This is a genomic window from Anaeromassilibacillus sp. D41t1_190614_C2 (assembly GCF_015558525.1).
Lineage (GTDB): Bacteria > Bacillota > Clostridia > Oscillospirales > Acutalibacteraceae > Anaeromassilibacillus > Anaeromassilibacillus stercoravium.
In genome coordinates this window covers 84194-97366 of record NZ_JADMOD010000011.1, presented here as the reverse complement: position 1 = coordinate 97366, position 13173 = coordinate 84194, and the positions used below count along the sequence as shown (strand labels likewise).

Below are 13173 nucleotides of genomic sequence, written 5' to 3'. Positions count from 1 at the left end.
TACACCGCTCGGAGATGGGATTTGAAATGAATAACTTGTTGACCGCCAGAATTCAAAACAAAATGACCAGTTTTTCGAAAGGCCAGAGACTGATTGCAAAATATATACTGGAGCATTATGACAAGGTGGCGTTTATGACAGCTGCCCGCTTGGGTGCTACGGTTGGCGTGAGCGAATCGACCGTAGTGCGTTTTGCCACGGAGATCGGTTACACAGGATATCCGGAGCTGCAGCAGGCCATGCAGGAGATGATCCGGAACAAGCTTACCTCGGTCCAGCGCATGGAGGTTACGGCCAACCGCATCGGGGACAACGATATCCTCGACTCGGTATTCAACCAGGATATCGACATCATCCGGCGGACCATGGAAGAGACCTCCCATGAGAATTTCTATAAGGCGGCGGACGCGATCTCTTCCGCGCGGAAGATCTATATCTTGGGCGCGCGCAGCTCCTTGGCGCTGGCGACGTTCCTTTCGTATTACATGCACCTGCTGTTTGAGAATGTGCTTCTGGTGCAGTCTACCAGCGAGGGGGAAATCTTTGAACAGATGATCCGCATCGATGAAAACGATGTAGTGATCGGAATCAGCTTCCCGCGGTACTCCCGGAAAGCGGTCAAGGCGATGAATTTTGCCCGCAAGCGTGGGGCGAAGGTGGTTGCGATCACAGACAGCACCTTGTCCCCGTTGGCAGAACCTGCCGACTATCTGCTTTTGGCGCGCAGCGATATTGCCTCCATTGTCGATTCCTATTGCGCGCCGCTCAGCTTAATCAATGCCCTGATTGTCACCATTGCCCTGAAAAAGTCCAATGAGGTCAAAAAGGTCTTCCAGAACCTGGAGGACATCTGGGATGAATACGGAGTTTACGAAAAGGTGGATGAACACAAGAGTGAGCCAAACGTATGATGCGCTGGTGATCGGCGGCGGAGCGGCCGGGATGCTCGCCGCAGGGACGGCCGCGGCCCGTGGACTGCGGACCTGCCTGGTGGAAAAGAATGCACGGCCCGGCCGGAAATTGATGATTACCGGCAAGGGCCGCTGTAATGTAACAAACGATTGCGATGTACAGGAGCTGATCGCCTCGGTCCCCTCCAACGGGCGTTTTTTATACAGCGCGGCATCTGCGTTTCCCCCACGGGATGTGATGGCTTTCTTTGAAGCGCAAGGCCTCCCTCTCAAAGTGGAGCGGGGAAACCGCGTGTTTCCGACATCTGACCACGCGGTTGATGTCGTGGATACGTTGATCCGGTACATGAAGCGCAGTGGTGTGGAAATGCTAACCGGGGAAGCCAAACAACTGCTGTTGGAGGATGGCACGGTGCAGGGGGCGGAGCTGCAGGGCGGCGCACGCATTTTGGCCCGGAATGTGTTGGTTGCGTGCGGCGGTGTGTCGTATCCAGGGACGGGCTCCACGGGGGATGGCTATGCGTTTGCACGTCAGGCTGGCCATATCGTCACGCCGCTGCGCCCCTCGTTGGTGCCCTTGGTGGCCGCCGGGACGGACTGTCCGGAGATGATGGGACTGTCGCTGAAAAACACGGCGATCCATGTCTGGGACACGAAAAAAAAGAAAGAGATTTACCACGATTTTGGGGAGATGCTTTTCACGCATTTTGGCCTTTCCGGCCCGATGGTCCTGAGCGCCAGCGCGCACATGCGCGATATGGCGCCTGACCGGTACCGCGTGGTGGTGGACTTAAAGCCGGCGCTGCGCCCGGAACAGCTCGATGCGCGCCTCCAGCGCGACTTTGAAGCGAATAAGAACCGCGATTTTTCCAATGCGCTTTCTGCACTGTTGCCGCGCAAGATGATTCCCGTGATAGTGCGCCGTTCCGGTATTGCACCGGACACGAAGTGTAATCAGATCACCCGCGAGCAGCGGCGTGCTTTTGCGGAGCTTTTGAAGGCATATCCTGTGGAGATTACGGGATTCCGGCCGGTGGAAGAGGCGATTGTCACCTCCGGCGGCGTATCCGTGAAGGAGATCAACCCGAAGACCATGGAGTCCAAGCGTGTGGCGGGGTTGTACTTTGCCGGGGAAGTGATTGACGTAGACGCCTATACCGGCGGATTTAATTTGCAGATTGCTTTTTGTACCGGCCGCCTCGCGGCGAATTCCATGAGTTAGGGAGGATATACGATGATTGCAATTGCCATTGACGGCCCGGGCGGGGCTGGAAAAAGCACGATGGCCCGCGCTTTGGCCAAAGAGCTTGGATATATCTATGTGGATACCGGGGCGCTCTATCGGGCGATCGGCCTGTATATGAGGCGGAAAGGCATCCCCACGACCGACTTTGCGGCGGTTGCCGGAAATCTGGGAGGCGTGGAGGTCCGGTTGGCCTTCCGCGATGGGGAACAGCGCGTGTTCCTTGCGGAAGAAGATGTTTCCGACGCCATCCGTACGCAGGATATTTCGATTGCAGCTTCCAATGTCTCCGCTGTCCCGGAGGTGCGCGCTTTCCTGTTTGACTTGCAGCGGGATCTCGCAAAGAAAAACCATGTGGTTATGGACGGCCGGGACATCGGGACGGTTGTCCTCCCGAATGCACAGGTTAAGATTTTCTTGACGGCTTCTCCCGAAGAGCGCGCCCAGCGCCGCTATTTAGAGCTTCGGGAAAAAGGCTTAGAGGCCGATTATGACCAGGTCCTGACGGAGCTCAAGCAGCGTGATTACGATGATTCCCATCGCGCGGTCGCGCCGCTCGTTCCGGCAGAAGACGCCATTATGGTGGACAGCACCGGTTTAACGCGGGAGCAGGCCTTCCAGCGCCTTTTGCGCACTGTTCAGGATAAGATTTCTTAAAAGGCCGTTCTCCCAGGGAAGACGGCCAAAACAACACCGGGATTTCCCGGAGATCGGTGGTTTGAAAATGAAGCGTACGCCTCTTTATGTATTTGCGAGGGCAATCGCAGAAAAGGTGACCTTTCCGTTTGTGCCCTATACCGTTAAGAATAAAGAACGGTTCCCGAAAGAGGGCAGGGTGGTGATTTGCTGTAACCATTTGTCCAACTCCGACCCCGTGCGCTTATCCTGTTCCCAGAGACGGCAGATTTTTTATATGGCAAAGGCGGAACTTTTTCAATTTAAGCCTTTTGGCTTCATTCTGAAAAAATTGGGCGCGTTTCCCGTGCAGCGCGGCAAGGGGGATGTCGAGGCGATCGACTCCGCTGCGGAGCTGTTGCATGAGGAATGCGCCATAGGGGTATTCATCGAGGGAACACGGTCCAAGGACGGTGAGTTGGGAAAACCAAAAGCGGGTGCCGTGATGCTTGCCTACCAAAACCAGGCCCCGATCTTGCCGGTTTGTATCACGCCGGTCGGCAGTAAAAAGCCCCGGCTGTTTCACCGTACGATCATTTCCATTGGAGAACTTATTCCCTGCGAACAGCTGGGCATTCAAGAGGGTACCGGTGTGGAATTTCGGAATGCCAGCCGGCTGGTGATGGACAAAATTCGAGAATTGCGGGAACGTGATTTGCGAGAGATGCAGGGATAACGTTCCTCTTTGAGCGTGAGGGCATGTTTACATAGAGCGCAAAGGGGGCCCGGCTATGTCTGTCTATCCATTTTGGAGGAAGCTTTTGGCGCCGGTCGGGAAATGGCTGTTCCGTCTGCAGATAGAGGGAACGGAGAATATCCCAAAGCAGGGACCGTTCATCCTTTGCAGCAACCACCGGTCGGTGCTCGATCCCTTTTTTATGGCGGTAGCGGTTCCCCGAACGATCCGTTTTATGGCAAAGTCCGAGCTTTTTGAGGATCACGGCCGCTTTGCGCGCTGGCTTTTGTACGTCTTTGGCGCATTTCCCGTCCGAAGGGACAAAGGGGATGCGGAGTCGGTGCGGACGGCGGTTCACATTTTGCAGGACGGCGGTGTGGTTGGGATTTTTCCGCAGGGCCGCTGTGTGTTCGATAATTCCCCTTTTCAGCCGAAGGCGGGCGCGGTGTTGGTGGCAGCGAAGGCGCAAGCCCCGATTTTGCCGGCCTGTATTTTTTTCAAGGGGCGTATCCGCCCTTTCAAACGCGTTGTGGTACGGTTTGGAGAAGTCCTTTCGATACAGGCGCTCGACCTTGCGGACGGTTCGCTTCGACATGTACGCGGGGCGGCGGGGCGATTGGCAGAAAAAATTAACGGTTTGCTTGAAAGAAATTGAGCTTTTGCGTTGTATTATCAGTGATGGCGGGAGAGCGTTCGAAAAAGAAGTTTCTTTTTGGAACGAAAACAGGCTTCTTTTTGGATCGCGCAGAGACGCCTTTTTCCCGTGAAAGGGTTCATAATTGGAGCGGGGCCGGGTAAACTTTTTGTAAGACCGGCCGGACAGGAGGACGGATTTTTGAAGGTAACCGTAGCAAAATCGGCCGGTTTCTGCTTTGGCGTGAACCGTGCGGTTCAGATGGTATTTGCATTGTTGGATGCGGGGAAACAGGTGTGTACCCTGGGCCCGATCATTCATAACCCGCAAACGCTGCAGGAGCTGGAATCCCGCGGCGTCCAAATCGTGGAATCGCCGTCCCAAACGCCGCAGGGCGCGACCTTAGTCATCCGCTCGCATGGGGTATCGGAGGCTGTCCTAGAGGAGATCCACCGCTTAGGGATCGCTTATGTGGATGCCACCTGCCCTTTTGTGGCCAAGATTCATAAAATTGTTTCGGAGGCCTCTGCAAAGGGACAAACCGTGCTGATTGCGGGAAATGCCACCCATCCGGAAGTGGAGGGAATTCGAGGCCATTGCCAATCCTGCTATGTTTTTAAAAATGCAAAAGATTTGGAAAATTTAACGAATAATTTTCCAGATTTAAAAAATAAACCGGCATGTTTTGTCGCACAGACGACTTTTAGCGTGGCGGAATGGGAAAATTGTTTGGAAATCATAAAAAAGGTATATACAAATGCCACAATTTTTGATACAATATGTAATGCTACTGCAAAGCGTCAATCTGAAGCGGTCGAATTGTCCGAGCATTGCGATGCGATGATCGTCATCGGCGGCAGGCAAAGTTCAAACACTGCGAAACTCCGCGATGTTTGTAGGCAGAACTGCACTACATATCTCATCGAAACAGCGGAGGAGCTTCCGCTGTCGGCTCTGAAGGGAGCCGCTTCCGTTGGCATTACTGCCGGCGCCTCAACACCGGCAAGCATTATAAAGGAGGTACTAGTTACCATGTCAGAAATTATTGAAAACGCAGGTGCGAATTCAACGGAGAATGCCGATACGAGCTTTGAGGAGATGCTTGAAGAATCCCTCAAAAGTTTAAATACAGATGAGAAGGTACACGGTGTGGTTGTCGGCATTGCCCCCAACGAGGTCTATGTAGATGTTGGGAGAAAGCAGGCCGGATTTATTCCGGTTGCCGAGCTGTCTGCTGACCCGAATGCAAAACCCGAAGATCTGGTAAAAATCGGCGACGAAATGGACCTCCTGATCATGCGCACCAACGATCAGGAAGGTACGATCATGCTTTCGAAGAAGCGCCTCGACGCAGCAAAGGGCTGGGAAACCGTCGCGGCTGCAGAGGAGAGCCAGGAGATTCTGACCGGTGTTGTAACCGAAGTGATTAAGGGCGGCGTGATCGCTGTGACCAACGGCGTGCGCGTGTTTATCCCCGCTTCCCAGGCAACGGCGTCCCGCAACGATCCTCTGGAGGATCTGCTGAAGAAGGAAGTCCGCTTCCGCATCATCGAGGTCAACCGCAACCGCCGCCGTGCGGTCGGTTCCATCCGTTCCGTCCTCAAGGACGAGCGCAAGGCTCTGGCGGACAAGTTCTGGGAGACCGCAGAGGTCGGCAAGGAGTACACCGGTGTTGTGAAGTCCCTGACCGCTTATGGCGCGTTTGTGGACCTGGGCGGCATCGACGGAATGATCCATATCTCCGAGCTGTCCTGGAGCAGAATTAAGCATCCGAGCGAGGTCGTCAATGTGGGCGACACCGTAAAGGTATACATCAAAGGTCTGGACCGCGAGAAGGGCAAGATTTCCCTGGGCTACAAGCGTGCAGAGGACAACCCGTGGGAGATCCTCAAGCGCGAGTATCCGGTCGGCACGGTTGCGGATGTCACCGTGGTTGGCATGACCACCTTCGGTGCGTTCGCAAGAATTATCCCGGGCATCGATGGCTTGATTCATATCTCTCAGATTGCGGATCACAGAATCGAGAAGCCGCAGGATGTGCTGAAGATCGGCGATGTGGTCAAGGCGAAGATCACCGACATCGACTTCGAGAAGAAGCGCGTCAGCCTTTCCATCCGTGCGTTGCTTGAGCCGGCGGCTGCTGAAGAAGAAGCGGCTGTTCCTGCACAGGAAGAAGCTCCGGCTGCGGATGCAGAATAAGTTTTTAAAATTTTTCGGGCACAGAGGGATGTTTTCCCCCTGTGCCTTTTTGTTTCTCTGAAATCAGAAAAAGTCTGCACAGCTTTTTTCCTTTTGCGTATGATGGAAAAGAAGCAAAAGGAGGGATGCGCCGTGAGACGATGGAGAAGAAGCAGGCCGCGCCGCCACAGACGTGGAGGGTGGATCGGAAAAGCGGTGGCTATCGTAGCACTGTTGGGCGTAATCTTCCTGTTTCTGGATTGGAGATTGCATCCGGTCGTCGAATCCATGGTGACCAATCAGGCGCGGATCACCTCGGTGGAGGCGATTAACGGGGCGGTCATGGAGGAATTGACTGCAAATTCCGTCTCCTACACAGACTTGGTGGACATCGAGCGCGCAGAGTCCGGGCAGATTTTAGCGGTTACAACCGACATGAATCAGATGAACCAACTCAAAGCATCGATCTTGCAGAGAGTGCAGGAACAACTGGGAGAGCATTTGGACACCGGTGTGCCGTTGGGAACGCTGCTCGGCAGTGAACTGCTGCATGGACGTGGGCCCAATATCCCTGTGCGTCTGTCCCTTTCCGGCAATGTGACGGCGGATTTTGAGAGTACATTTGAATCAGCGGGGATTAACCAGACGAAACACCGCATCTGCCTGCGGGTGCATGCCAGCATCTATTCGTTTTTGCCGCCTGCCTACAATGGCACGACCGAGATTACAACCGATATCCCTGTGGCGGAAACGGTGATTATTGGGGAAGTTCCTCAATTGATGGCGAATATTCAAGCATAAATTTTCCCAGCATCCCTTTACGCGTATAGGCTGGATGGAGTATAATCAAACTAATCGAAAACGGGCCGCCGGGCGGGATACGCCGGCGGCCTCTTTGACGGCGGGTGCGTGGAAAATGCTCGCGCAAAAGAAGGAGAAAAAGCCATGGAAGAACAAGCGGTAAAGCAGCAGATGCAAGAGTTGATCGCACAGATCAACTATCATAACCAAAAATACTATGTGGAGGACGCCCCGGAGATCGATGATTATGAATACGATATGCTGTACCGGCAATTGCAGCAGCTGGAAAACGACCATCCGGAGTGGATTCAGCCCGATTCGCCCACCCAGCGCGTGGGCGGCGCGCCCTTGAACACCTTTGAAAAGGTGGAACATGAGGTCCCCATGGAAAGCCTGCACGACGCCTTTTCCGAGGAAGAGTTGATGGACTTTGACCGCCGGGTGCGCGAGGTCGTGAGTGATCCGGTCTATATTGTGGAGCCAAAATTTGATGGGCTGTCCGTTTCCTTGGAGTATCGCGACGGCCTCTTTGTGCGCGGTTCCACCCGCGGGGACGGCTTGGTGGGAGAGGACGTCACTGAAAATTTGCGGACGGTCCGGACCGTGCCTTTGAAGCTGAGCCGCCCGGTTCCGTATTTGGAGGTGCGCGGCGAGGTTTACATGTCGCATGAGAGCTTTTTCAAGTTGGCAGCGCGCCAGGAGCTCAACGATGAAAAGCCCTTTAAAAACCCGCGCAATGCGGCGGCGGGTTCTCTGCGTCAGAAGAATCCGCGGATCACCGCGACACGGACCTTGGACATCTTTGTATTCAATGTGCAGCAGGTCTATGGGGAAGAACTGCATTCCCACAAGCAATCGCTGGACTTTTTGAAGGAGCTAGGCTTCCCGGTGCCACCCTCTTACAAAGCTTGTCCTACCATGCAGGAGGTCATTGAAGAGGTACGCCGCATCGGGGAACTGCGCGGTTCCCTGGGATATTCCATCGACGGCGCTGTCGTAAAGGTGGACGACTTCTCGCAGCGTTCCCTTTTGGGGAGCACGGCAAAATTCCCCAAATGGGCGGAGGCGTTCAAATATCCGCCGGAGGAGAAGGAGACAAAGCTCCTGGAAATCGAAATCAATGTCGGGCGCACGGGCGTCTTGACGCCGACCGGTATCTTTGAGCCGGTCACGCTGGCGGGCACAACCGTCAGCCGCGCGACGCTGCACAACCAGGATTTCATCACAGAAAAAGACATCCGCATTGGGGACACGGTTGTCCTGCGCAAGGCGGGGGAGATTATCCCGGAGGTGGTCTCCGTGGCCGCGCACAACCCGGATGCGGAGCCCTACCGTATCCCGGAGGTATGTCCCTCCTGCGGTGGCCCGGTCACCCGTGAAGAGGGCGAGGCCGCTATACGCTGCACAAATCCGGAGTGCCCCGCACAGCTGGTGCGCCACATGATCCATTTCAGCAGCCGTGACGCGATGGACATCGACGGGCTGGGCCCGGCGTTGATCGAGCAGTTGGTGGAGCGCGAGCTGGTGGCATCCCCGGCGGACCTTTACCGCCTGACCCAGCCGCAGCTACAGGAGCTGGAGCGCATGGGGGAGAAGTCCTCGCAAAATCTGCTGCAAGCCATTGAACGGAGCAAGGAAAACGACCTCTACCGGCTGGTTTACGCCTTGGGCATCCCGCACATCGGCCTGAAAGCTGCCAAACTGCTGGCCGCCCATTTTGGCAGTATGGATGCCATCTTCCAAGCGAGTGCGGAGGAGATTGCCGCGATTGACGGCTTCGGCGGCATCATGGCGGAGAGTATCCGGCAATTCTTCGATCTTTCCAGCACCGCGCACTTGATTGGGCGCCTGCGCGATGCGGGAGTGAACCTGCTGAGCAAGACCGTGGTGAACGATACCCGGTTTGCGGGAAAGACCTTTGTCCTAACGGGGACGCTCCCGACAATGACGCGCGCGGAGGCTTCGGCGGTGATCGAAAAGCTCGGCGGGAAAGTGAGCGGCAGCGTTTCGAAAAAGACCAGCTATGTCCTTGCGGGAGAGGAGGCCGGAAGCAAGCTGACAAAAGCACAGCAGCTCGGCGTTCCGATCCTCACAGAAGAGGAGTTCCTCCAGATGGTCGATTGACCGCGCATATTGCTTTATGCGGCTTGACTTGACAAAAAAACAAATCTTTTTTATACTGTAAACGTCAATTTTGAAAGTTAATCTGCGCTAACTTGCGGCGCGGAAATGAATGAGGAAAGTGGGAGCCAGATGAAAAAGCCATTTGTCACCAATGAACAATTGCAAAAAATTGTCGAAGAATATCCGACGCCGTTCCACCTGTATGACGAGAAGGGCATCCGCGAGCGTGCACGCAATCTCCAGAAGGCGTTCGCATGGAACAAGGGCTTCAAGGAATATTTTGCGGTAAAGGCGACGCCGAATCCGTTCATTTTGAAGATTTTGCAGGAGGAGGGCTGCGGCGTCGATTGCTCCTCGCTGACCGAGCTGATGATGTCCGAAGCGTGCGGCTTCTCCGGAAGCGACATCATGTTTTCCTCCAACGACACGCCGGCTCAGGACTTCCAGTATGCGGCAAAGCTGCATGCGACGATCAACCTCGACGACTTCACCCACATCGACTTTTTGAACAGCCTGGTGGGGATCCCGGAGACGATCAGCTGCCGGTACAACCCGGGCGGGAAGTTTGCAATCAGCAATACGATCATGGACAACCCCGGCGATGCGAAGTACGGCTTTACCAAGGAGCAGATGATCGAAGGCTACAAGAAATTGCAGGGATTGGGTGCAAAGCATTTTGGCATCCACGCCTTCCTGGCCAGCAACACCACGACAAACGAATACTACCCCACCTTGGCGCGCATTTTGTTTGAGCTGGCGGTGGAGCTGAAAGAAAAGACAGGGGCCCATATTGCGTTTATCAACCTTTCCGGCGGCGTGGGAATCCCATATCGCCCGGAGCAGCAGGAAGTGGATATCCTGGCCGTGGGCGAGGGGGTACGCAAGGCGTATGAAGAGGTCTTGGTTCCCGCCGGAATGGGCGACGTGGCGATCTTTACAGAACTGGGCCGCTATATGCTTGGGCCGAACGGCTGCCTGGTGACGAAGGCCATCCATGAGAAGCACATCTACAAGGAGTACATCGGCGTGGACGCTTGTGCCGCCAATTTGATGCGCCCAGCGATGTACGGCGCGTATCACCACATCACGGTGATGGGCAAGGAGGATCAGCCCTGCGACCACCAGTATGATGTCACCGGAGGGTTGTGCGAGAACAACGATAAGTTTGCCATCGACCGTATGCTGCCGAAGATTGACATGGGGGATCTGCTTGTTTTCCACGATACCGGGGCGCATGGTTTCTCGATGGGATACAATTACAACGGCAAGCTCCGCTCTGCGGAGGTCCTTCTGAAGGAGGATGGGACCACCCAATTGATCCGCCGCGCGGAAACGCCGAAGGACTATTTTGCCACCTTTGATTTTACGGGATTGTTCGACCAATATTGAGTTTGTCTTTCCAAATTTTATACGCATTGCAACTGCCCGCGGGTTTCTGCGGGCTTTTCTTTTTGAATATCAGTATAAATTTATTGAAAAACGATAAAAATATATTGCAAAACGATTTCAAGCGTGCTAGAATAGAAGCAGAAAAACAAAGGAGGAACCGCGATGTGGACGAAATCCAAATCTCTTATGTTGTCCATCTTCTGCACCAGGCTGTTTTTGGTATTGTTGGTGGCTGGGGTGATCTTTGCCCCGCAGATCGTGGCCTGGTACTTTGGGGAATCGCCGGACGCACAAGCCATCCATCTGGCGTTCCGGATTACGATTTACTGCTGTGCGGTACCCGGCCTATTTCTGCTTCTGTGTTTACACCGCCTTTTGCGCAATCTTCGCCGGGAGAGGGTGTTTGAGCAGGAGAACGTCACGCTGCTGCGGGCAATTTCCTGGCTGTGCATTGCAGTGGGGGTGGTGACCCTGGTTTCCGGCTTTTATTACACGTCGTTTTTTCTGGTGGCGGCTGCGGCGGCCTTCTGCGGGCTGATTGTGCGGGTGGTCAAGAATGTATTTGAACAGGCCATTGAGATTAAGACGGAAAACGATTACACCATTTGACGCCCACGGGCGATGAAAGGAAGAGCGACATGCCGATTGTTGTCAATCTGGACGTCATGATGGCCAAGCGGAAGATTTCGGCGGGAGAGTTGGCGGAGAAGGTCGGGATCACCCCCGCAAACCTGTCGATCTTGAAAAACAACAAGGCCAAGGCGATCCGGTTTTCAACCCTGGAAGCGATCTGCCGCGCGCTGGACTGCCAGCCGGCGGATCTTCTGGAATATCGAGAATCTTAAGAAACATACGGAAAGGAGCATCGGACAAATGCATATGGAACCGAATCATGAGGGCGCGGCAAGCGTACCCCAAACCACTGGTGCGCCCATTTTGCCGGCGGAACGCGTCTATCAGGACCCATCGGTGCCTGCCGGCCTCAAGGACAAAAAAGAACCGTCGATTCCCTTCACAGGGGTGGATGCCTGCTTTGCGATCCTGGCACTGGTGTGCGGGTATCTCTTTGTCTGGCTGGTAAACCCACTGGCGCTCTTAGCGCCGTATTCCCTCGGCGTAGGCGTTACAATCTTCGCCGCCTGTTTCTATACGACGGCCTTACTCTACATGCGGAAACAGAAGATCTCGCCGCCCAAGAGCAGCTATGGCTGGTTGGGGCTTTCCATGGTCTCCACACTCTACTTTGCGCTGTTCTCAAATGGAGTGTTGAAATTTTTCAACCTATTCTTTTGCATGATCGTGACTGTGTATTGGATTGCAGCGGCGTGCGGCTCCCGGCTGGAACCCTCCCTCGGTCGGTTTGTTGTGCCGGACCTGCTGGATCAATTGTTTCGGATTCCCTTTTCCAATTTTACTTGCGGCCCCAAGATTTTGCGCGGTGCAGCGGGCAAAAGCCGCCGGAGCAAAAATGCGCTGGCGGCTGTCTTGGGCATTTTGGTGGCGATCCCCCTCGTCATGGTTGTGGGGACGCTGCTGACAAGGGCGGACCAAACCTTTGCGCGGATGGTGCAGGAAATGACCGCGGAATTCGGGGAACGGTTGCTGGAGTTCCTGCTGCGGCTACTGCCTGCGGCGCTGGTGGGATGCTATTTCTTTGGAATGTTCTACGGAAACCTGCAAAAGCGCTTCGTAGCGGTCCGCGGGAAAGAAGATGTGGAAAAAGCCCGTGAGAAGCGCCGCAAGCTGCCGCCCGCGATGACAGTCACGGTCTTGGCGCTGCTCACCGGGGTTTACCTCCTGTTCTTTGGCGCCCAGGCAGCCACCCTGTTTTCTGCATTTGCGGGCGTGCGTCCGGAGGGGCTCACCTATGCCGAATATGCCCGCCAGGGCTTTTTTGAACTCTGCGGGGTGGCGATGATCAATCTGGCGGTGTTGGGAGGCGTGCGCCTGTTCACCGTGAAAAAGGGAGAAAAACCGGTGCGCCCGCTGGTCGTGTTCTCGGTATTGCTCTCCGCGGAAACCCTTCTGTTGATTGTGACGGCTCTGAGCAAGATGGTCTTATACATCCAACAGTATGGATTGACCCTCCTGCGCGTGTACACCAGCTGGTTTATGGTTCTGCTGTTCATCGTTTTTGCCATCGTGATCGTCGCGCAATTTCGCAGAGTTAATCTGGCCAAGGCATTGGTGCTCGCCTTTTCCATCTGCTTTTTGCTCCTGTGCTACAGCAATGTGGACGGACTGATCGCACGGTACAACATCGGCCGCTATCAGGCGGGGACACTGGATTCGGTGGACCTCGAAGCCCTATACGCTACGCCGGAAGCCTCCCTGCCCTATGTCAAGGAGCTCTACCAGGAGACGGATGACCCGGCCTTGCGCGCTGAGATCCGCAACTATTGGGGCGGTTTTGGGCAGTACGACGTCCCGTTCCACGAACAGAACTTGGAGCATTTTCTAGCACAAGAAAACACGATTTAACCAAAATGGCATTGTTTGCCGGGCCTTCCCAAGATATAATGAAAGAAAACATGGAAATGGG

General features: G+C 54.8%; 12 protein-coding genes. All 12 read left to right on the top strand.

The window, feature by feature from the left end; all coding sequences use genetic code 11:
• The first annotated feature begins 26 nt into the window (after positions 1-26).
• The 12 genes from I2G69_RS09755 to I2G69_RS09700 all read left to right on the top strand — a co-directional run bounded on the left by I2G69_RS09755 (position 27) and on the right by I2G69_RS09700 (position 13112).
• Positions 27-911, top strand: a complete 885-nt coding sequence (locus I2G69_RS09755) for a MurR/RpiR family transcriptional regulator (RefSeq protein ID WP_087229568.1) — start codon at positions 27-29, stop codon at positions 909-911.
• A complete protein-coding gene (locus I2G69_RS09750; protein WP_195560711.1) occupies positions 883-2133 on the top strand; it encodes an NAD(P)/FAD-dependent oxidoreductase in 1251 nt (416 codons plus the stop codon). Before I2G69_RS09755 ends, I2G69_RS09750 begins: the two co-directional genes overlap by 29 nt.
• Positions 2134-2145: 12 nt before the next feature.
• Positions 2146-2811, top strand: coding sequence for a (d)CMP kinase (gene cmk, locus I2G69_RS09745; RefSeq protein WP_087228953.1), 666 nt, complete (start codon positions 2146-2148; stop codon positions 2809-2811).
• A 67-nt stretch (positions 2812-2878) separates the two neighbouring features.
• The gene (locus tag I2G69_RS09740; RefSeq protein ID WP_195560719.1) at positions 2879-3505 is read left to right on the top strand and encodes a lysophospholipid acyltransferase family protein; all 627 of its coding nucleotides are present in this window, start codon (positions 2879-2881) and stop codon (positions 3503-3505) included.
• Between the two features lie 55 nt (positions 3506-3560).
• Complete coding sequence (locus I2G69_RS09735; RefSeq protein WP_191362377.1) at positions 3561-4160, top strand: lysophospholipid acyltransferase family protein; 600 nt, start codon at positions 3561-3563, stop codon at positions 4158-4160.
• A 180-nt stretch (positions 4161-4340) separates the two neighbouring features.
• Positions 4341-6338 (top strand): bifunctional 4-hydroxy-3-methylbut-2-enyl diphosphate reductase/30S ribosomal protein S1, encoded by a 1998-nt coding sequence (locus tag I2G69_RS09730; protein WP_195560710.1) that lies wholly within the window; start codon positions 4341-4343, stop codon positions 6336-6338.
• Positions 6339-6470: 132 nt separating this feature from the next.
• Complete coding sequence (gene yunB / locus I2G69_RS09725) at positions 6471-7118, top strand: sporulation protein YunB (RefSeq protein ID WP_172749482.1); 648 nt, start codon at positions 6471-6473, stop codon at positions 7116-7118.
• A gap of 144 nt (positions 7119-7262) precedes the next feature.
• Complete coding sequence (gene ligA, locus I2G69_RS09720) at positions 7263-9242, top strand: NAD-dependent DNA ligase LigA (RefSeq protein WP_195560709.1); 1980 nt, start codon at positions 7263-7265, stop codon at positions 9240-9242.
• A 129-nt stretch (positions 9243-9371) separates the two neighbouring features.
• Positions 9372-10631, top strand: a complete 1260-nt coding sequence (locus I2G69_RS09715) for a diaminopimelate decarboxylase (RefSeq protein ID WP_195450932.1) — start codon at positions 9372-9374, stop codon at positions 10629-10631.
• Between the two features lie 162 nt (positions 10632-10793).
• Positions 10794-11240 (top strand): DUF2975 domain-containing protein, encoded by a 447-nt coding sequence (locus I2G69_RS09710; protein WP_087228937.1) that lies wholly within the window; start codon positions 10794-10796, stop codon positions 11238-11240.
• 29 nt (positions 11241-11269) lie between these two features.
• On the top strand, positions 11270-11476 hold the full coding sequence (locus tag I2G69_RS09705; protein ID WP_087228936.1) for a helix-turn-helix domain-containing protein: 207 nt from the start codon (positions 11270-11272) through the stop codon (positions 11474-11476).
• A 28-nt stretch (positions 11477-11504) separates the two neighbouring features.
• A complete protein-coding gene (locus I2G69_RS09700; protein ID WP_195560708.1) occupies positions 11505-13112 on the top strand; it encodes a DUF4153 domain-containing protein in 1608 nt (535 codons plus the stop codon).
• Positions 13113-13173: the final 61 nt, after the last annotated feature.

Coding starts and splice junctions, on each gene's coding strand:
- I2G69_RS09710 (WP_087228937.1), top strand. CDS start 10,794: ATGTGGACGAAATCCAAATCTCTTATGTTGTCCATCTTCTGCACCAGG.
- I2G69_RS09755 (WP_087229568.1), top strand. CDS start 27: ATGAATAACTTGTTGACCGCCAGAATTCAAAACAAAATGACCAGTTTT.
- ligA (WP_195560709.1), top strand. CDS start 7,263: ATGGAAGAACAAGCGGTAAAGCAGCAGATGCAAGAGTTGATCGCACAG.
- I2G69_RS09735 (WP_191362377.1), top strand. CDS start 3,561: ATGTCTGTCTATCCATTTTGGAGGAAGCTTTTGGCGCCGGTCGGGAAA.
- I2G69_RS09705 (WP_087228936.1), top strand. CDS start 11,270: ATGCCGATTGTTGTCAATCTGGACGTCATGATGGCCAAGCGGAAGATT.
- I2G69_RS09700 (WP_195560708.1), top strand. CDS start 11,505: ATGCATATGGAACCGAATCATGAGGGCGCGGCAAGCGTACCCCAAACC.
- I2G69_RS09740 (WP_195560719.1), top strand. CDS start 2,879: ATGAAGCGTACGCCTCTTTATGTATTTGCGAGGGCAATCGCAGAAAAG.
- I2G69_RS09750 (WP_195560711.1), top strand. CDS start 883: ATGAACACAAGAGTGAGCCAAACGTATGATGCGCTGGTGATCGGCGGC.
- I2G69_RS09715 (WP_195450932.1), top strand. CDS start 9,372: ATGAAAAAGCCATTTGTCACCAATGAACAATTGCAAAAAATTGTCGAA.
- cmk (WP_087228953.1), top strand. CDS start 2,146: ATGATTGCAATTGCCATTGACGGCCCGGGCGGGGCTGGAAAAAGCACG.